Below are 23,081 nucleotides of genomic sequence, written 5' to 3' on the forward strand. Positions count from 1 at the left end.
TTTCCGCAGTCGCAATTACGCTTGCTAGCAGATATCCCAAGTCACGTTCTTCCACGCACATTGCCTTGGCTGCGAGTGTAAAAGATTACAATTCCGCTAATGCGTTTGCTGTTGGCCTCGAAGGAGGCCTGGCCGGCCTCGTAAAGAATGATTCTGATCGGCAAGTAAAATCGCTACATCTATCAACCTGCGCGGACCTTGTTGAAAGCGAACCAAGGACTGTGAAATTTACCTAGATGTGAAGTCTTTGCGGGGCCGAAGGAGACGCCGGCAAAGACCGCAGTTAGCGCCTAGGCTAAGATCAGTATCGCTGTGCAGTGCAACAGATGAGAGCTCTGAGGGTAATCGAGTATTATCCAGAGGATTGACTAGGGCCAGCTTCAATGGAGGCTAAGTCTGATTTTGGGGTCGAACTTCATGAAGTAAACTGGGTGATTTGGGAGACTCCTCCTTTCGCGTCTATTGTCACTTGGCCTGCTTCTCGAATCACAGGGATAGCGAGTGAAAATATGAGTTGATCTGTGGCTTTGTCGATTAGACAGATCTGGATTTTCTGTAATCAACGCGCTGAGGAGGACTGCGTGTGTTGCTGTTGTCCCTTGTTCTCCTCAATGAGATGGCTCATGAGCATGTCGGCCGCTCTGCTTCCAGATCAGCAGAGTGGTACGAGCTGCTATCTGTCACGATTGGCGCTTGCCCAGTTCTGGTTTGGGGGTGTTGCGAAGCGATTTCATGATCCTCCTAGCGTGTCAAGACACGGCATGAAGAGGTAAGCATGTCTAGAGGCGTCTAGGCGGATCTCGTCAGCGAAGCAATAGGTTAGAAGTCTTGTGCACCTATCTGCAGGCGAAGCTCCCGTTGATCGGCATCTAGTTGCCGTTCTTCTGAAACGATGAAGCGAGCTTTTGGTTGCAAGCGGAGCGCAGCGGTTACCCGTTAGGTCTTTGCATTAGCTCAGCTCCTGACTTCGCCTGCCACGGAGTGGCCCCCCACAACGACCACCCCTCCTGATCCCCCCCGGCCCCACCCCCTCCCCCATGGCCACCAGCGACTTCTTCCGCCCCGATTACACCTCGGCCCGTGAGGCGTTCCTGGCCGCCGCCCGTGGCACCGGCGCCCGGCTCAGCAGCCATGTCCTGCCCGATCACCGCGGCCCGGCCGGCGAGCCGCTCGCCATCGATGCGGCGGCCCTGGGCCCCGCCGAGCCTGAGTCCCTGCTGCTGCTGATCTCCAGCACCCACGGCGTGGAGGGCCTGGCCGGATCCGGTTGCCAGGTGGGCGTTCTGCTGGATGAACTCCACGGCGCCCTGCCGGCCGGCGGCAGGGCGCTGCTGATCCATGCCCTCAACCCCCATGGCTTCGCCTGGCTGCGTCGCGGCAACGAACACAACATTGATCTCAACCGCAACGGCCTCGACTTCCGCGGCCCCCTGCCCGAGAACCCGGCCTACGACGCCCTCCACGACGCCCTGCTGCCCGGCGACTGGGACGGGCCCGAGCGGCAACGGGCCGACGCCGTGCTGGAGGCCTTCATCAATGGGCAGGGGATGGCCGCCTACCAGGCGGCGCTGCAGCGCGGCCAGTACACCCATCCCACCGGCCTCTTCTACGGCGGCAGCCGCCCCAGCTGGTCGCTGTCCACCCTGGAGAAGATCCTCACCGAGCACCTGGGCCCGGCCTGCCGCCGCCTGGCGGTGATCGACCTGCACACCGGCCTGGGCCCCTGGGGCTACGGAGAGCTGATCGGCAGCGGCAGTACCGACGACGACTGGGACCGGCTGCAGCGCTGGTATGGCCCGGAGGTCACCCGCCCCGGCCAGGGCCCCTCCAGTTCGTCGGTGGTGTCGGGCTCGGTGCCGGTGTTTCTGCGCCGCATGTTCCCTGCGCTGGAGCTCACCTACCTGGCCCTGGAGTTCGGCACCCGGCCGATCGATCAGGTGCTGGCGGCCCTGCGCGCCGATGCCTGGCTGCACGCCGTGCCCGATCGCCCCACCCCCCACCGGGAGGCGATCCGCCGCCAGGTGCGCGACGCCTTCCTGATCGACAGCCCCGCCTGGCGGGCCGCTGTGTACGGGCGCTGCGCCGATGTGGTGCTGCGGGCTTGCCGGGGGCTGGGGGGGTGAGCGAAGCCCTTGATGCCCTGTCATCCAACCCTGCGTACCTTTTTCTAGCGCAATGAGAATGTGCCCGCTTCTCTGGCGGATGTTGGATGGGTTGCCGCCGCGGTGAGGCCGTTGCCGGCGTGCCGGCCCCTCAGACGCGCTCCAGCACCTCGTGGCTGGCGGAGACCCAGGCGCCGGTGGCGTCATAACGGCGGATCAGGCGCTCCATCCGGCCCGGGGCCGGCAGCCAGCCGCCCACCAGCTCGAAGGCCGCCCGGTGGCTCACCTGCTCCGGCAGGCGCACGAAGCCGCCATCGGGCAGCAGTCGCAGCGCCGCCAGCTCCGCGGGCCCCAGCTCCAGCTGCACGTCGCTGGTGTCGGACTCGCTCCAGTCGGCGCTGATCGTGGCTGACTGGCCCTGCCAGTGGCCCAGCAGCTGCTCGGCGTTGGCGCGCGCGGCCTCGGCGGCTTCGCTGCCGGCGCGGAACTCGCGGATCAGCACCAGCTGATCGAAGCGGCCGTCGGGGCTGTACAGCTGCACGATCCGGTGGCGCCGGTCGGCCCCGATGAAGCCGAACTCACCGCCGAAGACCGTGTTCGGCGCCACCTGCAGCGACCCCTTGTTGAACGCCCCGGAATCGAAGAACACCACCTGGCGCCCGAGGGTCCGGTAGTCCTGCTCCATGGCGCGGCTGGGCTCGCCCGCCCCCGGCGCCGGTCCGCCGCCCGTGGCGATCGCCGTGCCGGCGGGCCAGCGCTCCAGGCTGAAGCGCACCAGGCGGTCGTCGTCGTCGCCCGCCGCCAGCGTCAGCACCGACGGATGGCTCTCCAGCACCTCGCCGCCTGCGCTGATCGTGGTGAAGCTGCCCCGCCACTCCCCCAGGTTGCGCAGAAAGTTCTGCCATTGGCTGGCCATGGGGAAGGGCGGCAAAGGGGCGATGGTAGGCAGCCCGCCGTGGCCGGCGAGCCTGGGCGCCGGGGTGGGGAGCAAGCGGGGAATCGGCCGGCCTTCCGGTGCCCTTCTTCTGCAACGAAGACTGGGCCTGTGCATCTATTCCGATGTGGTGCTGCGGGCCTGCCGGGGGTTGGCTGCCATCGGCCCCTAGGGGCAGCTGCCTGCCGTTACTTTGGCTCGAAAATGGGGCATCACCTCTTCGGCAAACAGCTCCAGATTTCGCTTCGTCTGCGCATGCGGCAGGCTGCCGAATTGCATGATGGCGCAGAGATGGCCGATCCCCAGCCGTTGCTCAAACTCCGCCAGACGCTGACGGACCGTCTCGGGTGACCCCACCAGGAACATGCCGAGCTTGTCGACGGCCTCCAGGGAATGGTTAGCCATCAGCGTTTCGCGGCTGGTGATCAGGAGCGTTTTGAGGGAGGACACCGACGTGTAGCCCGGTGGCAACAACATCTCGTTGGTCATGCGCAGAAACTTGTTGAAGAACGCCTCGATGTGGGGCTTGGCTTCTCTTCGGGCGATTGCATCGGTTTCTGCCACGTAAATGGGCAGGGCCATGCCCAGCTGGTCGGAGCTCGCGGTATAGCCGTACTCCTCGGCACAGTTCCGGTAGGTGTCCATGAGGCCGCAGGCCACATCGACGTTGCTATAGACATTCAGATAGACATACTTCCGTTTGGGATCGGAGGCCCAGCGAATGGTTTCCAGGCTGCCTCCGGAGGGAATCCAGACGTCGGGATGGGGCTGTTGGAAAGGACGCGGCCATAGATTCACATAGTTGTAGCTGTAATGCTTTCCTTCAAACGGAAACGGACCCTCTTCCGTCCAGGCGCGGATGATCAGATCGTGCGCTTCATGGAAACGCTCCAGGGAATAGGTGGGATTGACGCCGGTGGCGTGATACTCAACACCAATCCCTCGGACGAACCCGGCAATGAAGCGTCCGCCGGTGATGTTGTCGAGCATGGCGTATTCTTCCGCCACGCTGAGGGGATTGGACAGCAGGGGCAACGCACGCCCCAGGATGCAGATCTTGCCTCGCTTCACGCTTCTGGAGAGCGCCCCCGCCATCACGGCCGGTGTGGGCATCAGGCCATAGGCCGACTGGTGATGCTCGTTGACGCACACACCATCAAAGCCGAGCTCATCGGCTAGTTCCAGCTCATCGAGATAGCGGTTATAGAGCTGATGGCCAATTTGGGGATCGTAGTAAGTGTTGGGCAGCACCAGGCTTGCCGAGATGTGCTTCTCGACGTAATCCAGATCGAGCGCCCCATAGGGCATCAAATGAAAGGAATAGAACTTCATGCGGATGCCTTGGCAGTGAATGCGTCCAGATGCTCGAGGTAGCGATCGGTGGCTTCCAGCATCGGGAAATGGCCGCAGTCCCTGTAGAGATGGAGCTGGGCGTGGGGGATCATGGCGTGGTAGCCGTGGGCATAGGCCACGGGGAAAAGTCTGTCGTTCTCACCCCATTGAATCATGGTTGGCATCGTCAGCCGATGCAACCATTTACGTAGATGGGGGTTGTGAAAGCGAGGATGCCAGGCCAATCGCGCCGACATCTGTCTGGCTTTCAACATCAGCTCGATATCACGTTCGCTCGATGGCTTCTCCCGCATGGTTTCCCTGGCCTGCGGATCAACGATCAGCTGGCCGATGGTGTCGTCCGGGTTCCACAGGAAGGCATCCCCCATCGGGCAGCCGTCAACACGGATGCCGGCTGCGGCACACAGGCTCAGGCTCTTGATCCGTTGCGGCTGCATCACGGCAACTTCCGCTGCCAGCCAGCCGCCCAGGCAGTGGCCGGCCAGGTGGCAGCTCTCGATCTGCAACGCATCCAGGACATCGAGGTAAAAGAGGGCCAGATCGGCCATGCCGTCGATCCATTCCCCTGACCCCGAGGAGCCAAAGCCGGGATGGTCGGGCAGGATCACATCGTGGTGCTCCGTCAGCCTGGACAGCACGCTTTCCCATGAGGCTCGCCCATCCATGCCATGCAGGAGCAGGAGAGGTTCGCCTTTGCCGCCACGCTGATAGAAGACTTGGCAGCCTCGAATGTCGATGTGATGTTCCGTGATCATGGGGCTATTCGGGCCTGCTGTCATGGGTCAAGTCCCGATAAAGCCGGTGGTGCCGCTCGACGGGATCCTTCCATGAGAAGCGCCTGCAGACGTCCAATCCGTTCCTGACCATGGCCTCCTTGGCGAAGTCTGACATCGTCATGAACCTGTGGATGGCGTTCTCGATGGCCTCGGCGCTTAGTCCGTCTGTCCGGATCGCGCACGTGTCATCGAGGTAGTCATTCATCCCCCCGGCAAAAGAAGCGATCAGGGGTGTGCCGCAGGCCAACGCCTCGAGTCCAACCAGGCCGAATGGCTCATGGATGCTGGGGAAGATCACGGCGTCGGCCGCTCGGATGATGTTGAACTTGTCATTCCCTGCGGTGAAAGGGATCCGGTGTAAGTTATCGCGTTCGCGTGCCAGGTTCTCAAGCCGTTGATACAAGTCCGGATTCGAGCCGGCTTCTCCTCCCATCACGATCAGGTCGACGCCGCTCGGCAATCGGACATCGAGCAGCCGCCCGACATTCTTCATCGTATCGATGCGCCCGAAATACAGGAGTTTCGTGGGGTTCGTGCCAGGAAGTCTTTTCTCTTCGAATGGAATCGACTGCACGTCCTCCAGATGGATCCCGTGGGGGATCACCTGCGAATCGTGCGGTCCATGGAGCCGTGTCTGATCGCTCCGGTTCAGGAAAGTAGCCATGTCTGAGCATTGAATGCTTTCCCGCTCCAGTCGTTCAATCTCGGCAACGATCGCCTTGTCGACTGGCGGAGCCGCCATCGACTCCTTCGCCAGATCCTCCAGCAACAGGGTGTAACTCAATTGGGTTGTGTACACCGATCTGATGTTGCCTCCCCAGTAGCTGGCTAAGGCATTGCCGACCGGGATGGACGTCCAGTCCTGCATGTGGATGATATCGGGCCTCCTCAGGTTCTTGATCCCATAGATGATCTGTATGGGGGCGTTCATCAGGGTCTGAACGATAAAGTCACTGCCCAGGACATCCCTGTATCCGCAGGAAAACACCTCGATCTGATCGGTGATCGTCTGATGGCCATAGTTCCATCGCAAATCCAACACCTGGATCCTGATGGACTTGTCTGCCTGGGCCAGGCCTTCAATGATTTCCTTGACAGAGCTCCCCATGCCGCAGGAGGCCCTGAAGGGGTTGTCACACAGGATGAAGAGGAGATTCATGCTCTCAAGCCAGGCGGTCCGTTGGATCTGGATGTCGCCCAGCGGATGTTAGATGGGCGTTTGCCATCGAACCCAGGCGGAGCACGAAGGAGAGCCTGAAGACGATGATGCAGGCTTCCGGAAGACTGTAACCGAATGCCATGGGGCTCGCCATGAACTTCGCCATCGGTGCGTTCAATCCAACCCTGATCGTTGTGCACAGGGTGTCCGTGACTTGAGATTCGATTCCTGTGGTTGCGAACAGTGCCAGACCACCGTGTATGAGGATGTTGATCCTCGTACAGTCCTGGAGTTCGGCACCCCGCCCATGCGTTCCCCCCTGGCGGCCCTGTGCACCCTTGTCGCCGCCGGCGCCGCCCTGGCTCTCCCGGCCATCCCGGCAGCCCATGCCCAGGCCGCCTGGCAGAGCTGCAGCTTCAACGGCCGCGCCGAAGCCTGCCTGGTGGCGGGCGGCTCCACCGCGTTCACGGTCACCTTCCGCTCCGATGGCAAGCAGATTGAGATGGAGAAGGTGGGCGAGCCCTGGTCCTGCGGCCAGCGTGATCAGGAGGAATGCGGCAAGTTGCTGATCACCGAGCCCAGCAATGGCCGCACCACCCTGGCCGCCTACCGGCAGACCTCCTCGTCCCTCCTGGTGCGCAGTGAGCGGGGGAACACCTACACCATTCCCTTCTGAATTAGCCTGTCCACGCTTGAATCACCTTCCAGTGACGACTCCGGAATCCCCCAGGCCCCCCTTTCCCCCCTTCGATGCCGAAACGGCGGCGAAGAAAGTGCGAATGGCCGAGGATGCCTGGAACGGCCGTGACCCGGAACGGGTGGCGCTGGCCTACAGCCCGGACAGCGTCTGGCGCAACCGGGCCGAGTTCGTCAGCGGCCGGGAGGCCATCCGGCAGTTTCTGACCCGTAAATGGGCCAAGGAGCTCGACTACCGCCTGATCAAGGAACTCTGGGCCTTCCATGGCAATCGCATCGCCGTGCGTTTTGCCTACGAATGGCACGACGATTCCGGCCAATGGTTCCGTGCCTACGGCAACGAAAACTGGGAGTTCGATGCCCGGGGCTTCATGCACACCCGCATCGCCAGCATCAACGACCTGCCGATCAAGGAGAGCGAGAGGAAGTACCACTGGCCGCTGGGTCGCCGCCCCGACGATCACCCGGGCCTGTCCGATCTGGGCCTCTGAGGCCGCGCGGCCCCCGCTGCCGATCTGTCGGTGCGAGCGCGCCGGCCGGGGAATCGGTAGGCTCCGCCCACTGATACGTGGCGCGGGATGGAGGAGAAACTCGTCTTCGTGAGTGTGGGCGCCACCGCCACACCGGAGCAGGAATCCTTCGTGCGCCTGATTGAAGATCGCCTGCGCAGTGAATCCCTGAGTCCTAAAACCGTCGGCCGCAACACCTTCAGCGCCGACGCACCCTTGAAGGCCATCACCGAGCTGATGGAGCATTGCTCCGGGATCGTCGTCATCGCCCTGGAACGCTCCTACTTCCCCGCCGGCCTCGACAAGCGCGGCGGCCCGCGTCAGGGCAGCCTTGCCGACGTCCGACTGCCCACCCCCTGGAACCACATCGAGGCGGCGATGGCCTACACCAAGCACCTGCCCTTGCTCGTGATCGTGGAGGCAGGGCTGAAGGCCGAGGGGCTGCTGGAGCCCGGTTACGACTGGTACGTCCAGACCGTCCCCCTGGAGGCAACGGCGCTGGCCTCCAACGAATTCAACGGCGTGCTGGCCGACTGGAAGGAGAAGGTGCTGGCCCTCAAGCCGGGGGGCGACGCCCCCCCTTCGCGTGGTCCCCGGGCCCTCAACCCGGCCGAGCTGTCGATCGCCGACCTGGTCGGCGCCCTGCGGCCGGTGCAGCTGTGGAGCGTGGCGATCGCCCTGGCCGGTCTGCTGGCGGGGGCCTTCAGCCTCGGCGCGCGCCTGGTTCCCCCCATGAAGGACACGCCCCCGCCCGCCCAGGGCGTTCTGCCGCCAAAGCCTCAGGCCGGGGACACCTCCGGGCGCGGCTGAATGTCCGTGCCGAAGCTTTCCTCCTGATACACCAGGCCGCAGTTCCGCCTGATCCAGTGGGGATTCGTGCCCCGTTCCTCCACAAGGGAGGGGATGCGATGGCCGTTCCAGGCATACCAGCGCAGCGGGAAGCCCGAGACATGGGTGCGCCCGGCCATGGCGTCGTGAATCATGCAATCAGGGATGTAGAAACCGTCGCTCTGGGTGGTCAGGAACTTCAGCAACTCCTGGCAGCCCTTCCGGGTGATGCTGAAGGCGTGCATGCAATAGAGCGGCCCCTGCACCACATCGCCCAGCCGACGGGAGGGCCAGGGCCAGGCGCTCTGGCTCAGGCGTGTGAGTGTTCGGGAGCGATTCAACCGCCGGGCTGGATGCAGGCGGGGCAGGGCGTCGTACTGAATCTGGGAGCCGAGGAAGAGCAGGTCGCAGTGGCGGGGCGTTCTGCTCAGGAACGCCGGTGCCAGCTGGTGCCACGACCGGGAGAAGCGGATGTCGTCCTCGAAGATGCAGGCCCGTGGATACCCCTGATCGATGATGTGCTGGAGAAGCGTCAGATGCGAAACGGCGCAGCCCTGGGCGCCAGACTGGCTGAGAAAGTGTTCGCGATCCGCCAGTTGATCGATGCCGAACCGTTTCAGCTCCTGCCTGACGTTTCCCTTCGCACCATCAAAGGCCGACCAGCGATGTGTGTCCGTGAATCCTGCCCATTCCAGTTGCCTGCGACTGTTCTCCCACCGATCCGGCCGGCGATCGAGATTGACCACAAAGGCAGGTCCGTTGAGTAAGTCCTGCCAGGAAAGTTTGGCCATGCATCAATGCGGCGTGGAAGCAGGCCCTCCATGGGGCGTGCGGGGATGCCTCATTGAGAAGAATGTTATCATCGCCATCCGGATCTGATTGGCATTGGATGAACGCCCCCGTACGCCGCACTGACGTACAGCACGGCGACGTCGGGCAGGCCAGCCCGGGCGGCTCCCCGGTGCTCCCCCTGGTCACGGTCGTCGTGGTGTTCCGCGAACGGCACAGCTTTGCCTCCCGCTCGCTGCGCTCGCTCCTGGAGCACAGGGATTACCCCTTCGCCCTGCATTACCACGACAGCCAGTCCCCGCCCTCGGTGCGCCGGGAGCTCGAAGCGGCCGAGGCCCGCGGGGAGCTGACGCTGTTCACGGCAGGAAACGGCACCCCCAACCAGCTGCGCAACCAGGCGCTGCAGGCGGTGACGACAAAGTACGTGTGCTTCATCGACAACGATGTGCTCGTCACCAAGGGCTGGATCGAGACCCTGGTGGCCACGGCAGAGCGAACCGGAGCGGGCATCGTGTTCCCTCTCTATCTGATGGGTGAGTTGTCGGAGGATCGCATCCACATGGCCGGAGGCAAGAACCATCTCTCGGAGAACGATGGCCAGATCGAATACAACGAAGAACACCTCTTCGCCAACGCCCCAGCCTCCCGCATCGTCGGCACTCTCCAGGGGGGAGACTCCGATTTCGGCGAGTTCCACTGCATGCTGCTCAGCATGAAGATGCTCCAGGAGGTGGGCCCCCTTGATGAGGCCTACCTCCAGGTGAACGAGCACATCGACATCGCCATGGTGGCCAGGCAGGCGAACTACCGGGTCATCTTCGAGCCGAAGTCCGTTGTCAGCTATGTGTACGCCAACGCCCAATCCCCCTACTGGCTCTGCGATATCGAGCCCTTCCGCAGCCGCTGGAGCCATGAGCAGGCGGCCCGGGACGTGGCCTACCTGTCCAGCAAGTGGAAGCTGCGCTCCCTCCAGAGCATGACCTCCTTCCTCAACCGCCAGATCGGCAGCATGGAGCTGGTGCACCCCCGCACCCAGGGGCCTGCGGCGGCGGCGGCCGAGGCCGTGGATAACCACGCCTATCCCTACGTCCACTCGTTCCCTCTGCTGGTGCGGCAATGCCTGGCGCAGGGCCATTCCCGCAAGGAGATCGCTGAGCTGAACAGGGTGTTCGATGTCGCCGCCGAGCTTCACGGCGGTTCCTTCCGGGGCTCCAAGAAAACCTTCCAGGAGCATGTCGTCCGGGTGGCCAGTGTCCTGGTCGTGCACGGCGCCCCCTTCGATCTGGTCAAGGCCTCCCTGCTGCACGCCGCCTACATGGCCAACACCTCCTCCGGCCGCCATCTGGCCCCCACCGAGCGGAACCGGGCCCTGCTGCGGGAACTGGTGGGCCGCAAGGTCGAGGCGATCGCCCATGCCTACGCGGCCGCCAGCGCCGCGGGCACCCGCGAGGCCCCGCCGGTGATCGAGGAAATGCCGATCGTCAGCGCCCAGGCCAGCGTCGTGCGGATCGCCAACGACATCGAGGATCTGCTCGACCATGCCGCCCTGCTGGAGCGCAAGTCGCTCCAGCACTTCGCCCGGGTTCATGCCTCCCACGGGCCCGTCGCCGAGGCCTGCGGCTACAAGGCCATGGTGGCGGAGTTCGCCGAGCGCATCCGCCTGGCGGAGGCGGCCCTGGCGCCGGGTTCCCAGGATCCGGCGGCGGAGGCCTGGCTGATCAAGCTGCTGCGGGAGCGTTCCCCCTACCCCCTGCTGGAGTCCCATTCGCTGGCCACGCGGTCCCGCCGGCTGGCGGCCCGCGTCGTGCGCAAGCTCCCCAGGCAGGGCATTCCGCTGCAGCTCAAGATCGCGGCCAGAAAGGTCCTCAGCCCCTTCGGGCTGGTCTGACCCGACCCCGCTGGATCAGGCGGGCCCAGCCCCCTGGCGCTCCAGCACCCCCACGCAGCGCCCGCACAGGGTGGGATGGTCCGGGTGCTGGCCGATGTCGCTCTCGTGGTGCCAGCAGCGCTCGCACTTGTGGCCCGCCGCCCGCGCGATCCGCACCCGCACCCCCTCCTCCTCGGTCTCCGCCAGGGTGGCCTCCGCCGGCGCAGGCCCGCCGACCCGCAGGGCCGAGACCAGCAGCCAGTCGGCCAGGTTGTCGACCTCGGGGTGGGGGCTGGCTACCACCAGGGCCAGGGCCTCCCGCAGCGGGGCCGCCTCCGGGCCGGCCTCCACCAACTCCAGCTGCACCTGGGCCTCGAGGGAGGCGCCCAGTTCCCCCCGGCCCCGGCAGCCCTCCAGCACCCGGTTCACCTGGGCGCGCAGCTCCAGGATCCGCTGCATCGGCGCCGCCAGCTCCAGCGCCGCCCAGCTCTCCGGCACCGTGGGCCAGCCCCGCTCGAACACCGAGGCCTCGGCCACCGGGTAGGGCAGGTTCTGCCAGATGTCCTCGGCCATGTGGCAGAGCACCGGCGCGATCAGGCCCGCCAGCCGCTCCACCACCAGGTGCAGCACGGTCTGGCAGCTGCGGCGCCGGAAGTCGGCGGCCGCACTCACATAGAGGCGGTCCTTGGCGATGTCGAGGTAGACGTTGGACAGGTCCACCACGCAGAAGTTCTGCAGGGCCTGGAAGAAGCGGTAGAACTCGAAGCGCTCGAAATCGGCGCTCACCTCTTCGATCAGGCTGGCGGTGCGCTGCAGCATCCAGCGATCCAGCAGGGGGAGATCCGTGATCGGCACGGCATGCTCGGTGGGCACGAAATCGTGCAGGTTGCCCAGCAGATAGCGGGCCGTGTTGCGCACCTTGCGGTACACGTCCGCCAGCTGCTTGAGGATGCCCGGTCCCAGGGGCACATCGGCGGAGTAATCCACCGAGCTCACCCACAGCCGCAGCACGTCGGCGCCGTAGGGCGGCTCCTGTTTCTCGTTCTTGCCCCCCTCCACCAGCACGATGGGGTCGACCACGTTGCCGAGGGACTTGCTCATCTTGCGGCCCTTCTCATCGAGGGTGAAGCCGTGGGTGAGCACCCGGCGGTAGGGGGCCGTGCCGTTCACCGCCACCGAGGTGAGCAGGCTGCTCTGGAACCAGCCGCGGTGCTGGTCGGAGCCCTCCAGATAAAGATCGGCGGGACAGCCGAGCCCGCGGCCCTCCAGCACGGCGGCCCAGGAGGAGCCCGAGTCGAACCAGACATCCATCGTGTCGGTGCCCTTGCGCCACTGGTCGGCCTGGTCGGCCCAGGCGGGCGGCAGCAGGCCGGCCTCGTCCCGCTCCCACCAGACATCGGCGCCGTGCTCGGCGATCAGCGCCTCGGCGTGGGCCAGGGTGTCGCCGTTGAGCAGCACCTCGCCCGTCTCGCGGTGGTAGAAGACCGGGATCGGCACCCCCCAGGAGCGCTGGCGGGAGATGCACCAGTCGCCCCGGTCGCGCACCATCGCCTCGATGCGGTTGCGGCCGCTGGCCGGCAGCCACTCCACCGCCGCGATCGCCTCCAGGGCCTGGGCCCGGAAGCCGTCAACGGAGGCGAACCACTGTTCGGTGGCCCGGAAGATGGTCGGTTTCTTGGTGCGCCAGTCGTAGGGATAGCGGTGCTCGTAGCGCTGCTCGGCCAGCAGCAGCCCGGCGTCCCGCAGGGCGGTGATGATCGCCGGGTTGGCGTCCTTGAGCACGTTGAGCCCGGCGAAGGGGCCCGCCTCGGCGGTGAGGGTGCCGGCCTCGTCCACCGGGCAGAGCACCGGCAGGCCGTACTTGTTGCCGGTGTGGAAGTCGTCGACGCCGTGGCCCGGGGCCGTGTGCACCAGGCCGGTGCCGGTCTCGGTGGTGATGTAGTCGCCGCCGATCACCACCGGGCTGGTGCGATCCAGCAGCGGATGGCGGTACAGGATCCCCTCCAGCTGGGCCCCCTTGAGGGTGAGCAGGGGTTCGAGCGGGCGCTCCAGGCTGGTGCGCAGCTGCTCCACCAGCTGGGAGGCCACCACCAGGTAGCGGGGGGTGCCGCCGTTGGTGGTGCCGTCGCGGCAGATGGCGTAGTCGAGCTGGCCATTCACCGACACCGCCAGGTTGGCCGGCAGGGTCCAGGGGGTGGTGGTCCAGATGGCCACGAACAGCTGTTCCCGGTGGGCCGCATCGGTGGGTCCGGCGATGCCGGCGGCCGCCAGCAGCCCGGCCACCGGTTCCGGCAGCTCCACCACCGGGAAGGCCACGTAGACGCTGGGGGAGGTGTGGCCGTCGGGGTACTCCAGTTCGGCCTCGGCCAGGGCGGTGCGGGAGCTGGGGCTCCAGTGCACCGGCTTGAGGCCCCGGTAGATGTGGCCCGCCAGCACCATCTTTCCGAAGACGCCGATCTGGGCGGCTTCGTAGGACTTCTGCAGGGTCAGGTAGGGCTCGTCCCAGTCGGCCCAGATGCCCCAGCGCCGGAAGCCGCTCTTCTGGCCCTCCACCTGCTCGAGGGCATAGGCGTGGGCCCGGCGCCGCAGGTCGATGGGGGTGAGCTGCCGCCGCTCCTCGCTGCCCAGGCCCTGCAGCACCTTCAGTTCGATCGGCAGGCCGTGGCAGTCCCACCCCGGCACGAAGCGGGCCCGCCGCCCCTGCAGCAGGGCGTGCTTGTTGATGATGTCCTTGAGGATCTTGTTGAGGGCATGGCCCACGTGCAGGGCGCCGTTGGCGTAGGGCGGGCCGTCGTGGAGCGTGAAGGGGGCGCCCGGGTTGCCGCGGCTCAGCCGTCCGTAGAGATCGTGCTCCTTCCAGAAGGCCTGCAGTTCGGGCTCCCGCACCCGGGCGTTGGCCCGCATCGCGAAGGGCGTCTGCAGCAGGTTGAGCGTGTCCTTGTAGGACGCCGGGCTTGCCGTCACGTCGCCGGAGCGCGAGAAGGCTGGATTATCCCGCCTCGCCGAGACCCTCCTCCGGCTGCGGCGTCACGGGCTCGGGCGGGGCCTCCGGGACCGCTTGCTCCAGCAGGGCGTCGATCGCCTCGAAGTCGCTGACCACAAGTGGCTCCTCGCCGGCCGTCTCCGTCACCACGGCGGGCTCGGCGCCTGAGGCGGCGACAGCCTCCGCTTCGGGCCGCACCCACTTCTTGGTGCTGGCGGGGCGGGTGGCGCGCCGTTCCGCCAGCCAGGCCCCCAGACCGCTGGCCATGCCGCCGGCCAGCTGCAGCAGCCGCGCCAGGGAGGCGCCGAGCTGGCTGAGGCTGGTCTGCCAGCGCTCCAACGACCAGAGCCGCTGGCGCTCCTCGTCCGTGAGCAGGCGCCAGCGGGCCTGGCCCACCTCCACCCCGAGCCGGCCGATCAGCAGGCCGCCGCACAGCACCGCCAGCATCGGCGCGCCCGTGAGCCGCTCGGCGCTGGTCACAAGCACCAGGCCCAGCAGCAGCACCACCGCCCCCCAGACCGAATCCCTCGCCCGGCTCAGTTCGGAGGCCAGCAGGGGCAGCAGCAGCAGCAACAGCCCCAGCAGCAGGGCCAGGAGGCCTCCGAGGGTGGCAAGCATGGCCGGGGCGACGTCTGGCGCCATTCTGGGCGGTGACCACCGGATGGCCGATCCCGCCGGATGGCGCCGGCCGACCTGTCTAGAGTCCAGCAGGCGCCCACCTGGCGGAATTGGTAGACGCGCTGGATTTAGGTTCCAGTGGCTCAGGTCGTGGGGGTTCAAGTCCCCCGGTGGGCATTCCCCCTGATCGGTAGGAGGTGGCGTCTTCGCGGACACACCTACGCTGCCCATCAACGGAATCGCCGACATGAAGAGCCCTCTCCGCCAGCTCACGGCGCTGCTCCTGGGTGCAGGCTCCCTCCTGGCGGCGGCGGCTCCGGCCCGGGCCCTCGAGGAAATCCAGCTCAGCCTGCCCCTGCTCGAGACGGCGTTCACCATCCAGCTCAGGGAACTGAGGGATCAGCGCAGCCTGCTCTCCGGCGACAGTGACCTCGCCGAGCTGGATCGGGCCACCAACGGCGCCATCGGCCGCCGGCTGGTGGAGGCCTTCCAGACACCCCTGCCCCTGCCGGTCAAGGCCTTCGCCGAGCAGTCGGTGGGTTCGCCCCTGGTCAACCAGGTGCTGCTGCTGATCTCTTCGGTGGTGCTGGTCGAGGGGGTGCGCCAGCCGCTGGACTCCAGCCAGCTGGCGACCTCCCTGGAGAGCAGCCAGGCCAAGGGCAGCCTCAACCTGCTGGAGGTGCTCGAGGCCCTGCCCGGCAAGAGCGCCTCGGTGGATCTGCAGCGGGTGGTCTTCGCCATCGATCGACTCGCCAACCAGCAACGCCAGGGCAACGACCTGGTGACCTCGATGCCCGCCGCCGGCATCAGCCCGGCCCTCAGCCAGGCCGGCCCGCTGGCGGTGAAGCGTCAGGAGCTGGCGATCCCCGTCAGCCATCGCCCCAAGCCCCTGCAGGTCGTCACGATCCAGCCGGAAACCGGCGCCAACGGCCGCCTCGTGCTGATCTCCCATGGCCTCTGGGACTCCCCCGAAAGCTTCGAGGGCTGGGGCAAGCACCTGGCCAGCCATGGCTACACCGTGCTGCTGCCCCGCCACCCCGGCAGCGACAAGTCGCAGCAGCAGGCCATGCTCTCCGGCGAGGTGCCGCCCCCCAAGCCGGAGGACCTGAAGCTGCGGCCGATGGACATGACCTCCGCCATCGATGCGGCAGCAGCGGGCAGCCTGGGGCTGCCGGCCGGTCTGCGCACCGATGCCGTTGTGGCGATGGGGCAGTCCTACGGCGCCACCACGTCGCTGCAGCTGGCCGGGGCCCGGCCCAGCGCCGCCCTGCTCAACCGCTTCTGCAAGGACGTCACCAATCCGGCCCGCAACGTCAGCTGGGTGCTGCAGTGCAGTTTCCTCACCTCCGCCGACCAGGCGGGCCTGGCCGACCCCCGGGTCAAGGCGGTGGTGGCGGTCAGCCCGCCGATGTCGCTGCTGTTCGATCAGGGCTCGGCCAAGGCCATGAACGGCCGGGTGCTGCTGGTGAGCGGCAGCCGCGACTGGGTGGTGCCCTCCGGGCCCGAGGCCCTCAGGCCCATGGCGCTGGAGGCGCGCAATGCCGGCGGCGGCCACCGGCTGGTGCTGGCCAAGGATGGCGACCACTTCAACCTGCGCTCCTCCTATGAGCAGGGCGGCGGCGCCCTGCGGGGTCTGCTGCTGGCCTGGACCGACGGCGCCTTCGCCGCCGGTGCCGCCGCGGCCCCGGGTCCGGACGCGCCCCCGCTCATGCCCCCCGATGGCTGGGGTGCCACGGAGTTCCCCCTGGTGGATGTCACCGCCAACCTGCGCACCCTGCCGGTCGCTGCCAACCAGCCGTGATGGCGCCGTCCCGGATCCTGTCGCGCCGACCGGGCGGGTTCCGTAATCTGGGTCCTCCTTCGGGGATCCGGACCTGGCCCAGGCCATGACAGACACGCTGGCACCCACGTCCGCCCCCGTGGCTTCCACCACGCCCGTGCCTCGGCTCAGCGTCCCCCGGGAGTACCTGGATCCCCCCGCCGCCTGGAACCCCACGGTGGGCCTCTTCCTGGCCGGTTACGGCCTGGCGGCCCTGACGATCTGGGGCTGGTTCGTGGGCGGCTGGCCCCTGCCGCCCCTGCTGGCCCTGGGCTTCCTGGCCCTGCACCTGGAGGGCACCGTCATCCACGACGCCTGCCACAACGCCGCCCATCCCAACCGCATCTGGAACGCGGTGATGGGCCATGGGGCCGCCCTGCTGCTGGGCTTCAGCTTCCCGGTGTTCACCCGGGTGCATCTGCAGCACCACGCCCACGTCAACGATCCCAAGCTCGATCCCGACCACATCGTCAGCACCTTCGGGCCCCTGTGGCTGATCGCGCCGCGGTTCTTCTATCACGAAGTCTTCTTCTTCCGCCATCGCCTCTGGCGCCACAACGAGCTGTTCGAGTGGGTGCTGGCCCGCACCATCTTCGTGCTGATCGTGGTGGCGGCCGCCCAGCACAACTTCCTGCCGTTCGTCTTCAACTGCTGGTTCGCCCCGGCCCTGATGGTGGGCGTCACCCTCGGTCTGTTCTTCGACTACCTGCCCCACCGTCCCTTCCAGTCCCGCAACCGCTGGCACAATGCCCGCGTCTATCCCAGCAGGCTGATGAACTGGCTGATCATGGGCCAGAACTATCACCTGATTCACCACCTCTGGCCGTCGATCCCCTGGTTCGAATACCAGCCGGCGTATCACGCCACCAAGCCCATTCTGGATGCCAAGGGTTCACCCCAGCGGCTTGGATTGTTCGAAACCCGTACCGACAGCCTCAACTTCCTGTACGACATCTTCCTGGGAGTGCGCTCCCACAAGAAGCGTCGCAGCCGGCTTCGGCCGATCGTCAGGCTGATGCCCACCCGCCATGCCCGCCGGCGGGTGCTTGAGCTGTTGCACCGCACCGCCGTCTCGCCGGTGCGCTAGTCGCCCAGGATCTTGGGCACGCGGAAGAAATCCCCCTCCCGCTGGGGGGCCAGGGAAAGCAGCTCCTCCCGCACCGGGGTGGGGTCCACCGCGTCGGGCCGGGTCACGTTGACCACTTCGACGGCCCGGGTGGTGGGGGGCACCCCTTCGGTGTCCACCTGCTCGAGGTGGGCGACGTAGTCGAGGATCCGCTCCAGCTGAACGGTGTAGGTGGCGATCCGCTCCTCGGGCAGGGCCAGGCGGGCCAGCTGGGCCACCTTGCGCACATCCTCGGCCGTGATCCGCTCCATCGTCGCGTTCGTCATCGTCGTCCGAACCTAGCCGCGGCCGTCGCCGCCTCAGCTGGCTTCCCCTTCCGGCCCGAGGAAATCGGCCAGGTCGTCGGCCAGGGCCGCCGCCGCCAGCTCCAGGAAGCGGGCGCCGTGGTCGGCCGTGGCCAGGAAGGGGTCGGAGCCCATGCGGCCGTCGGGATGGCGGCGGCGGAAGTCCTCGGGGCCGTGGATCGGCCCGGCGGGGGCCGCCTCCGGCAGGGGCCGCTGCTTGGCGTTGAGACTGGGCTCCAGGTGCAGGGTGAGGGCGATCTCGCTGGGGGTGGCGTGGTGGCCCTCCCGGTCGCCGTAGCGATCACGGGCCTCGCGCATCACCGGGCCGGCGGTGAACCAGTTGGCAAGACGGCAGCGCAACCGCTCGGCGCCCGGCAGCCCCCGGGCCGCGGCCGTGCCATAGGCCTGGGCGAAGGCGGCCCGGGCGGTGGCGATGTTGCCGCCGTGGCCGTTGATCACGTAGATCCGCTCGAAGCCGTGGCGGGCCAGCGAGAGCACCACGTCATGGAGCACGGCCAGCAGGGTGGAGGGCTGCAGGCTGATGGTGCCGGCGAAGCCCAGATGGTGCTCGGCCATGCCGAAGGCCTGGGCGGGTGTCACCAGCACCCCGGTGCGGCGACCCACCTCCAGGGCCACGGCTTCGGCGGTGAGGGCGTCGGTGCCGATGGCGCCGGTGGGCCCGTGCTGCTCGGTGGACCCCAGCGGCACGATCACCCCCCGGCAGCGGGTCAGGTACTCCTCCACCTCGGGCCAGCTGCGCAGCTGTAGCCGGATCGCCTCGGTGCTGGCGACGGGGCCCGGAACCGTGCTGGGGGCTGGGGCGGTGCTGGGCATCGATCGGGTCATGGTGAACATGGCGGCAGGCGCCGTGCTGCCTAGGATCGACCCTATCCGCGGCGTCACGATGCTGCATCGCAAGCTCGACCGATTTCGCCTGGAGCAGCGACCGGTCTGGGTCTACCTGCTGGACCAGCAGCGCTGGATCGAGAGGGCCCTGGTGGTGGAGATCGAGGGCGATCTGGTCACCCTCCGCTTCGACGAGGAAGACGGCGACGAGCGCCACAGCTGGGAGGAGAGCGTCCGGCTGGCCTCGATCGGAGCCGTCAGCACCCGCCTGGCTTCGGTGAGCCTCTCCGCCGATGCCGACGACCTGCCCACCACCGGCGACTGCCCCGAGGCGGAGCGGCTGGGAAGTTCCTGATCCCTGGCTCGATGGCTGGCGGCCGGCTTGCCTGCCTCAGTGGGCGGTGCCGTTGCCGTCGTAGTCGTCGGTGTCGTAGTAGCCGCCCTTGGTGCCGAAGAACAGGGTGGTCAGCACGAACAGGCCGCTGACTGCCAGAAGCACGGTCCCGAGGTTGAAGCTGGCGGTTTCCATGGAGGGGGTGTGGATCGGCGGGTGAAGGGCTTTCCCCGCTGCTGTCAGTGTGGCCCGCAGACGCGTCAACGGTGCACAGGGGAGAGCTGTCGTCCGCTTCCCCGCACCGTGGCCGGGTCGGCGGGGGTGCAGGAGAGCTGGCCGCTGAGCAGCGCGACATCCTGGGCGTAGAGATCGCGGATCGAAGCGATCAGGGACGGACACAGGGCCCTGCGTGCTTCATCCGCCAGACCCCGCTCCGAGGCGTTGACGTTCACCGTGCTGGCTTCGGTGACGAAGCCCTTCTCCAGAAGCCATGAATCCAGCCGGCTCAGATGGTTGACCTCGTCAACGATCAGGTGACCGGATTCGTCGTACAACCACCAGCTCTGGGGCCTGAAGATGAAATCGATCCGATGCGGACGCTGCTGAAACAGCCAGTCGTGGCAGAAGGTACGAAAATCCGCCAGGGCCCAGCGGGGTGGCCTGTGCAGCGGAAACTGGGACACCAACTCGGTGCCGCCACGGAGCGAGAAGCAGTAGGCCGAAATCAGCCGCTCGACAGGACAGCGAACAAAGGCGACGGATGTCCGGGCGGCATAGTCGGTAGGGCCCAGAAGCTTGCGTCGGATGAAGTCGGCGTAGAGATGGCCGAGCGGCCTGCCGTGAATCAGGGTGGAGGCATAGGTGCCTCCGCACCTGGGGACGTGCACAAAGATGTACCTGGACTTCAGATAGTCGAGGCGAGACTTCAGGCCGGTCCGGGTGAAGCGCAGCCGATCGAGAGTGGAGTAGCGCTTCGCCATGGCCGCCCAACGTTATCCCTCGGTTAAGACCTGGTTAAGACGTCTGTCCCGGCCCCTGCCGTACCAACGGACACGGTTGCAACAATGAGAATGGTGATCAGCGATCGCGACCCTCCCGCCCAGGCCCTCCCCTCGCCCTTCTTCGCCCGCCCCGCCGAGCTGGTGGCGCCGGAGCTGATCGGCTGTCTGCTGGTGCGGCGCCGGGCGTCGGGCGCCCTGCTCTGGGGCGTGATTGTCGAAACCGAGGCCTACTGCCAGAGCGAGCCGGCCTGCCACGGCCACCGCCGCCGCTCGGCCAGCAACGACACCCTGTTCGGCGAGCCCGGCCGCTTCTACGTGTACCTGACCTACGGCGTGCACCACTGCGTCAACGTGGTCACCGGCCGGTCTGACTGGGCCAACGGGGTGCTGCTGCGGGCAGCCGCCCTGCCGGGGGCGCCGGAGCGGGCGGCGGCCGGCCCCGGCCTGCTGGCCCGCTGCTTCGCCATCGACCGCCGTCAGGACGGCCTGATCGCCACGCCGGCCTCGGGCCTGTGGCTTGCCCCGCGGCCGCCCGGGCTGGCGGCGCTGCTGGAGGAGCCGGGGCCCCCGGGGGAGGCGCCGCTGCTGCAGACCCAGCGCATCGGCGTCTCCCAGGGGCAGGAACTGCCCTGGCGCTGGTATCTGCGCGCCAGCCGCAGCGTCAGCCGGCGGGCCCGCGGCGATCGGACGCCCCGCCACGATGGGCTCGCCGACCTGCTGGCCTCTACGGTTGGGTCATTCGACGGGAGCAGAACGCCTTGAGCGGCTGGAGTCACCGCCACGTGCTGGACCTGGCGTCCTTCTCGGTCGACGACTTCGCCACCGTTCTCGAACTGGCCCAGCGCTTCCGGGCCCTGCCGGTGGCCGGGGCGCGCCGCTTGCCCGCCCTCCAGGGCCGGCTGATGACCAGCCTCTTCTTCGAACCCAGCACCCGGACGCGCAGCAGCTTCGAGCTGGCCGCCAAACGGCTCTCGGCGGAGGTGCAGAGCTTCTCGCCCTCGTCGAGCTCCCTCAGCAAGGGGGAGAGCCTGCTCGACACCGCCCGCACCTACGTGGCCATGGGCGCCAACATCCTGGTGGTGCGCCACCGCTGCGCCGGGGTGCCCCACAGCCTGGCCCGCGACCTCGACCGCTGCGGCGAGCGGGTGTCCGTGCTCAGCGCCGGTGATGGCCTGCACAGCCACCCCAGCCAGGGCCTGCTCGACCTGTTCACCCTGGCGCGCCACTTCGAACCCGAGGCCCCCTCCCCCGACAGCCTGCGGGGCCGCCGCATCGTCATCGTCGGCGACGTGCTCCATTCCCGGGTGGCCCGCTCCAACCTCTGGGCCCTCACCGCCTGCGGCGCCGACGTGGTGCTCTGCGGGCCGGCCACCCTGCTGCCCGATTGCTTCGCCGACTTCGTTATGGCTCCGCCGCCGGGCCAGGGGGCCGACCCGGTGGCCGCCCGGGGCCGGGTGCGGGTCGAGCGGCGCCTGGAGGAGGCCCTGCCCGGGGCCGACGCCGTCATGACCCTGCGCCTGCAGAAGGAGCGGATGCAGCAGCACCTGCTCACCAGCCTGGACACCTACCACCGCCAGTACGGGCTCAGCCACCGGCGCCTGGCCCTCTGCGGCGACGCCGTGCCGGTGCTGCACCCCGGCCCTGTGAACCGGGGGGTGGAGATTGCCGGCGAACTGCTCGACGATCCCGGCCGCAGCCTGGTGGAGGAGCAGGTCCGCAACGGCATTCCGATCCGGATGGCCCTGCTCTATCTGCTCGCCGCCGTCTGAGGGCTCAGACGGCCTGGGGGCTGCGCCGGTCGCTCAGAGCAGCTTGAAGCCATCCAGCAGCAGGCCGTAGAGCAGGCCCATGCGGGCCATGTCCAGCACCTGCAGCCGCAGCTTCAGCGGCTGGGCCAGCAGCCTGCGCCGCAGGCGGGCCGCCATCTCAATGGCCAGCACGCACACCAGGGCGCCGAGGGGATCGAACAGGGCGAGGGCGCCGGTGATCGAGCCGACGCTGCCGCCGATCACGAACCCGCCCAGCAGCACGATCAGCAACAGGGAAAGGCGGCGCCAGGGGTTCTGGGCCCACGCCTCAAGCAGGTTGCCGGACTGGGTGATCCGTTGCTGGAATCGGGTCTGCTGGAAGCGGGGAGGCAACGGTGCGAACCTGCCGCTGGGTGGTAAGGGGAGCAGGGGGCTCAACACCCAAGGGTGGAAAGCCGCTGGCGGTGATCCCCATCACCCGGCCCAATCCCTGCGATCTCTTGTCTACACCATCTCTGGCGTCTTGACAGCATTTTCCCCCCACCGATAGGGGATGCCAATAAAAAAGCCCGAGGCCGAGGCCCGGGCGGGGTGATGGGGACGACACCAGCAAACCAATCTCCAGCGGGTCGGGCAAGGGGGGGCAGCCGCTGACCGGAGCGTCCCTGCGGGGGCTTGACGGGTGGCGTGGGCGTTCTCAGACGTCCCGGTTCAGCCGTCCCCGTCCTTCTTGCGGGATCCCTTGCCTTCCAGCAGTTCCAGCAGGGCCTCCATCTGGGCCATCACACCCCGCACCTCACCGGCCTCCGGCAGCAGGCCGTCCTCCATGACCCCCTGGTGCATCTCCCGCAGCTCCTGGCGGATGTAGCGCAGATGACTGACAACCTGTTCGCGCTTGGACTGCGACATTGAGCGGGCCCCTGATCAACCCCCTCTTTTACCCCATCGCCGATTCACTTCCTTCCGAAACGCTCCTTGGCCTGCTGGTAGAAGGCGAGATCCACACCCTCGAGGCCGGCCTCGCGGGCCAGGGATTCGATCCGCCGCCGGATGATCGGCCGCACCACGAACGGGATCTCCTTCAGGCTGGTTTCCGCGTCGCTGCTCCAGTTCATCGGCAGGGGATCGGGACGGGTCGGGGTTGGGCCGGCAGCCGCCGAGACACCCCGCAGGACGTCGGCAGGCCCGGGCGGGGAGAATGGTGGATGGAGAATAGGGGACTCGAACCCCTGACCTCTGCGGTGCGATCGCAGCGCTCTACCAGCTGAGCTAATTCCCCTTCGATCGCCATTATCACCATCCCGTCCCC

24 protein-coding genes and 2 tRNA genes are annotated in these 23,081 nt (G+C 67.2%); 11 read left to right on the forward strand and 15 right to left on the reverse strand.

The window, feature by feature from the left end; translation table 11 throughout:
* The first annotated feature begins 1,037 nt into the window (after positions 1-1,037).
* The gene (locus tag H6G99_RS10210) at positions 1,038-2,123 is read left to right on the forward strand and encodes a M14 family metallopeptidase (protein ID WP_190611414.1); all 1,086 of its coding nucleotides are present in this window, start codon (positions 1,038-1,040) and stop codon (positions 2,121-2,123) included.
* 130 nt (positions 2,124-2,253) lie between these two features.
* On the opposite strand, the gene H6G99_RS10215 is transcribed toward H6G99_RS10210, so the two are convergent.
* From H6G99_RS10215 to H6G99_RS10230, 4 genes are all read right to left on the reverse strand, one after another.
* Positions 2,254-3,018: a DUF3598 family protein gene (locus H6G99_RS10215; RefSeq protein ID WP_190611416.1), complete on the reverse strand. Its 765-nt coding sequence runs from the start codon at positions 3,016-3,018 to the stop codon at positions 2,254-2,256.
* Positions 3,019-3,204: 186 nt separating this feature from the next.
* The gene (locus H6G99_RS10220; protein WP_190611418.1) at positions 3,205-4,368 is read right to left on the reverse strand and encodes an LLM class flavin-dependent oxidoreductase; all 1,164 of its coding nucleotides are present in this window, start codon (positions 4,366-4,368) and stop codon (positions 3,205-3,207) included.
* Positions 4,365-5,144, reverse strand: a complete 780-nt coding sequence (locus H6G99_RS10225) for an alpha/beta fold hydrolase (protein WP_190611420.1) — start codon at positions 5,142-5,144, stop codon at positions 4,365-4,367. Before H6G99_RS10225 ends, H6G99_RS10220 begins: the two co-directional genes overlap by 4 nt.
* A gap of 4 nt (positions 5,145-5,148) precedes the next feature.
* Positions 5,149-6,324, reverse strand: a complete 1,176-nt coding sequence (locus tag H6G99_RS10230; protein WP_190611421.1) for a glycosyltransferase family 4 protein — start codon at positions 6,322-6,324, stop codon at positions 5,149-5,151.
* A gap of 307 nt (positions 6,325-6,631) precedes the next feature.
* Between H6G99_RS10230 and H6G99_RS10235 the strand changes: the two genes are divergently transcribed.
* From H6G99_RS10235 to H6G99_RS10245, 3 genes are all read left to right on the forward strand, one after another.
* A complete protein-coding gene (locus H6G99_RS10235) occupies positions 6,632-7,000 on the forward strand; it encodes a hypothetical protein (RefSeq protein ID WP_190611423.1) in 369 nt (122 codons plus the stop codon).
* A 31-nt stretch (positions 7,001-7,031) separates the two neighbouring features.
* A complete protein-coding gene (locus tag H6G99_RS10240; RefSeq protein ID WP_190611472.1) occupies positions 7,032-7,511 on the forward strand; it encodes a nuclear transport factor 2 family protein in 480 nt (159 codons plus the stop codon).
* An 87-nt stretch (positions 7,512-7,598) separates the two neighbouring features.
* Positions 7,599-8,339, forward strand: coding sequence for a hypothetical protein (locus H6G99_RS10245; RefSeq protein WP_190611424.1), 741 nt, complete (start codon positions 7,599-7,601; stop codon positions 8,337-8,339).
* Here H6G99_RS10245 and H6G99_RS10250 read toward each other — a convergent pair.
* The gene (locus H6G99_RS10250; protein ID WP_190611426.1) at positions 8,309-9,148 is read right to left on the reverse strand and encodes a glycosyltransferase family 25 protein; all 840 of its coding nucleotides are present in this window, start codon (positions 9,146-9,148) and stop codon (positions 8,309-8,311) included. The genes H6G99_RS10245 and H6G99_RS10250 overlap by 31 nt on opposite strands.
* Before the next feature lie 98 nt (positions 9,149-9,246).
* Between H6G99_RS10250 and H6G99_RS10255 the strand changes: the two genes are divergently transcribed.
* Positions 9,247-11,034 carry a glycosyltransferase family 2 protein gene (locus tag H6G99_RS10255; protein ID WP_190611427.1) on the forward strand — a complete coding sequence of 596 codons (1,788 nt, stop codon included), beginning with the start codon at positions 9,247-9,249 and terminating at the stop codon, positions 11,032-11,034.
* Between the two features lie 15 nt (positions 11,035-11,049).
* Here H6G99_RS10255 and ileS read toward each other — a convergent pair whose 3' ends face one another.
* On the reverse strand, positions 11,050-13,977 hold the full coding sequence (gene ileS / locus H6G99_RS10260; RefSeq protein ID WP_190611429.1) for an isoleucine--tRNA ligase: 2,928 nt from the start codon (positions 13,975-13,977) through the stop codon (positions 11,050-11,052).
* Between the two features lie 25 nt (positions 13,978-14,002).
* Entirely contained in the window at positions 14,003-14,614 is a 612-nt protein-coding gene (locus H6G99_RS10265; protein ID WP_190611430.1) for a Ycf66 family protein, read from the reverse strand.
* A 95-nt stretch (positions 14,615-14,709) separates the two neighbouring features.
* Between H6G99_RS10265 and H6G99_RS10270 the strand changes: the two genes are divergently transcribed.
* The 3 genes from H6G99_RS10270 (at position 14,710) to crtR (ending at position 17,520) form a co-directional block, all read left to right on the forward strand.
* Positions 14,710-14,791 (forward strand) — tRNA-Leu (locus tag H6G99_RS10270).
* 70 nt (positions 14,792-14,861) lie between these two features.
* Positions 14,862-16,415: an alpha/beta hydrolase family protein gene (locus H6G99_RS10275; RefSeq protein WP_190611432.1), complete on the forward strand. Its 1,554-nt coding sequence runs from the start codon at positions 14,862-14,864 to the stop codon at positions 16,413-16,415.
* Between the two features lie 85 nt (positions 16,416-16,500).
* Complete coding sequence (gene crtR / locus H6G99_RS10280) at positions 16,501-17,520, forward strand: beta-carotene hydroxylase (protein ID WP_094585827.1); 1,020 nt, start codon at positions 16,501-16,503, stop codon at positions 17,518-17,520.
* On the opposite strand, the gene gatC is transcribed toward crtR, so the two are convergent.
* Positions 17,517-17,810, reverse strand: coding sequence for an Asp-tRNA(Asn)/Glu-tRNA(Gln) amidotransferase subunit GatC (gatC, locus tag H6G99_RS10285; RefSeq protein ID WP_094585826.1), 294 nt, complete (start codon positions 17,808-17,810; stop codon positions 17,517-17,519). The genes crtR and gatC overlap by 4 nt on opposite strands.
* Before the next feature lie 48 nt (positions 17,811-17,858).
* The gene (locus H6G99_RS10290; protein WP_190611433.1) at positions 17,859-18,677 is read right to left on the reverse strand and encodes a creatininase family protein; all 819 of its coding nucleotides are present in this window, start codon (positions 18,675-18,677) and stop codon (positions 17,859-17,861) included.
* Positions 18,678-18,747: 70 nt separating this feature from the next.
* On the opposite strand from H6G99_RS10290, the gene H6G99_RS10295 reads away from it, so the two are divergent.
* Positions 18,748-19,044, forward strand: coding sequence for a DUF6679 family protein (locus H6G99_RS10295; RefSeq protein ID WP_190611435.1), 297 nt, complete (start codon positions 18,748-18,750; stop codon positions 19,042-19,044).
* 36 nt (positions 19,045-19,080) lie between these two features.
* On the opposite strand, the gene H6G99_RS10300 is transcribed toward H6G99_RS10295, so the two are convergent.
* Both H6G99_RS10300 and H6G99_RS10305 read right to left on the reverse strand, forming a co-directional pair.
* Entirely contained in the window at positions 19,081-19,218 is a 138-nt protein-coding gene (locus H6G99_RS10300) for a DUF8629 family protein (protein ID WP_015109478.1), read from the reverse strand.
* 65 nt (positions 19,219-19,283) lie between these two features.
* Entirely contained in the window at positions 19,284-20,003 is a 720-nt protein-coding gene (locus H6G99_RS10305) for a hypothetical protein (RefSeq protein WP_190611437.1), read from the reverse strand.
* A 90-nt stretch (positions 20,004-20,093) separates the two neighbouring features.
* On the opposite strand from H6G99_RS10305, the gene H6G99_RS10310 reads away from it, so the two are divergent.
* Both H6G99_RS10310 and H6G99_RS10315 read left to right on the forward strand, forming a co-directional pair.
* Positions 20,094-20,786, forward strand: a complete 693-nt coding sequence (locus H6G99_RS10310; RefSeq protein WP_190611438.1) for a DNA-3-methyladenine glycosylase — start codon at positions 20,094-20,096, stop codon at positions 20,784-20,786.
* A complete protein-coding gene (locus H6G99_RS10315) occupies positions 20,783-21,793 on the forward strand; it encodes an aspartate carbamoyltransferase catalytic subunit (protein WP_190611439.1) in 1,011 nt (336 codons plus the stop codon). The genes H6G99_RS10310 and H6G99_RS10315 overlap by 4 nt, the downstream gene beginning before the upstream one ends.
* Before the next feature lie 33 nt (positions 21,794-21,826).
* Here H6G99_RS10315 and H6G99_RS10320 read toward each other — a convergent pair whose 3' ends face one another.
* The 4 genes from H6G99_RS10320 to H6G99_RS10335 all read right to left on the reverse strand — a co-directional run bounded on the left by H6G99_RS10320 (position 21,827) and on the right by H6G99_RS10335 (position 23,051).
* Complete coding sequence (locus H6G99_RS10320) at positions 21,827-22,165, reverse strand: DUF565 domain-containing protein (protein WP_199297110.1); 339 nt, start codon at positions 22,163-22,165, stop codon at positions 21,827-21,829.
* Between the two features lie 318 nt (positions 22,166-22,483).
* Entirely contained in the window at positions 22,484-22,681 is a 198-nt protein-coding gene (locus H6G99_RS10325; protein ID WP_015109473.1) for a DUF8635 family protein, read from the reverse strand.
* A 44-nt stretch (positions 22,682-22,725) separates the two neighbouring features.
* The gene (locus H6G99_RS10330) at positions 22,726-22,887 is read right to left on the reverse strand and encodes a PCP reductase family protein (protein ID WP_094585821.1); all 162 of its coding nucleotides are present in this window, start codon (positions 22,885-22,887) and stop codon (positions 22,726-22,728) included.
* Positions 22,888-22,978: 91 nt separating this feature from the next.
* Positions 22,979-23,051 (reverse strand) — tRNA-Ala (locus H6G99_RS10335).
* Positions 23,052-23,081: the final 30 nt, after the last annotated feature.

Source organism: Synechococcus sp. FACHB-909, assembly GCF_014698945.1.
Taxonomy (GTDB): domain Bacteria; phylum Cyanobacteriota; class Cyanobacteriia; order PCC-6307; family Cyanobiaceae; genus Cyanobium.

Bases quoted from the DNA above. Each gene is read 5' to 3' on its own strand.
- H6G99_RS10210 (WP_190611414.1), top strand. From the start codon at position 1,038: ATGGCCACCAGCGACTTCTTCCGCCCCGATTACACCTCGGCCCGTGAG.
- H6G99_RS10215 (WP_190611416.1), bottom strand. From the start codon at position 3,018: ATGGCCAGCCAATGGCAGAACTTTCTGCGCAACCTGGGGGAGTGGCGG.
- H6G99_RS10220 (WP_190611418.1), bottom strand. From the start codon at position 4,368: ATGAAGTTCTATTCCTTTCATTTGATGCCCTATGGGGCGCTCGATCTG.
- H6G99_RS10225 (WP_190611420.1), bottom strand. From the start codon at position 5,144: ATGATCACGGAACATCACATCGACATTCGAGGCTGCCAAGTCTTCTAT.
- H6G99_RS10230 (WP_190611421.1), bottom strand. From the start codon at position 6,324: ATGAATCTCCTCTTCATCCTGTGTGACAACCCCTTCAGGGCCTCCTGC.
- H6G99_RS10235 (WP_190611423.1), top strand. From the start codon at position 6,632: ATGCGTTCCCCCCTGGCGGCCCTGTGCACCCTTGTCGCCGCCGGCGCC.
- H6G99_RS10245 (WP_190611424.1), top strand. From the start codon at position 7,599: ATGGAGGAGAAACTCGTCTTCGTGAGTGTGGGCGCCACCGCCACACCG.
- H6G99_RS10250 (WP_190611426.1), bottom strand. From the start codon at position 9,148: ATGGCCAAACTTTCCTGGCAGGACTTACTCAACGGACCTGCCTTTGTG.
- H6G99_RS10255 (WP_190611427.1), top strand. From the start codon at position 9,247: ATGAACGCCCCCGTACGCCGCACTGACGTACAGCACGGCGACGTCGGG.
- H6G99_RS10265 (WP_190611430.1), bottom strand. From the start codon at position 14,614: ATGCTTGCCACCCTCGGAGGCCTCCTGGCCCTGCTGCTGGGGCTGTTG.
- H6G99_RS10275 (WP_190611432.1), top strand. From the start codon at position 14,862: ATGAAGAGCCCTCTCCGCCAGCTCACGGCGCTGCTCCTGGGTGCAGGC.
- crtR (WP_094585827.1), top strand. From the start codon at position 16,501: ATGACAGACACGCTGGCACCCACGTCCGCCCCCGTGGCTTCCACCACG.
- gatC (WP_094585826.1), bottom strand. From the start codon at position 17,810: ATGGAGCGGATCACGGCCGAGGATGTGCGCAAGGTGGCCCAGCTGGCC.
- H6G99_RS10290 (WP_190611433.1), bottom strand. From the start codon at position 18,677: ATGCCCAGCACCGCCCCAGCCCCCAGCACGGTTCCGGGCCCCGTCGCC.
- H6G99_RS10295 (WP_190611435.1), top strand. From the start codon at position 18,748: ATGCTGCATCGCAAGCTCGACCGATTTCGCCTGGAGCAGCGACCGGTC.
- H6G99_RS10300 (WP_015109478.1), bottom strand. From the start codon at position 19,218: ATGGAAACCGCCAGCTTCAACCTCGGGACCGTGCTTCTGGCAGTCAGC.
- H6G99_RS10305 (WP_190611437.1), bottom strand. From the start codon at position 20,003: ATGGCGAAGCGCTACTCCACTCTCGATCGGCTGCGCTTCACCCGGACC.
- H6G99_RS10310 (WP_190611438.1), top strand. From the start codon at position 20,094: ATGGTGATCAGCGATCGCGACCCTCCCGCCCAGGCCCTCCCCTCGCCC.
- H6G99_RS10325 (WP_015109473.1), bottom strand. From the start codon at position 22,681: ATGTCGCAGTCCAAGCGCGAACAGGTTGTCAGTCATCTGCGCTACATC.
- H6G99_RS10330 (WP_094585821.1), bottom strand. From the start codon at position 22,887: ATGAACTGGAGCAGCGACGCGGAAACCAGCCTGAAGGAGATCCCGTTC.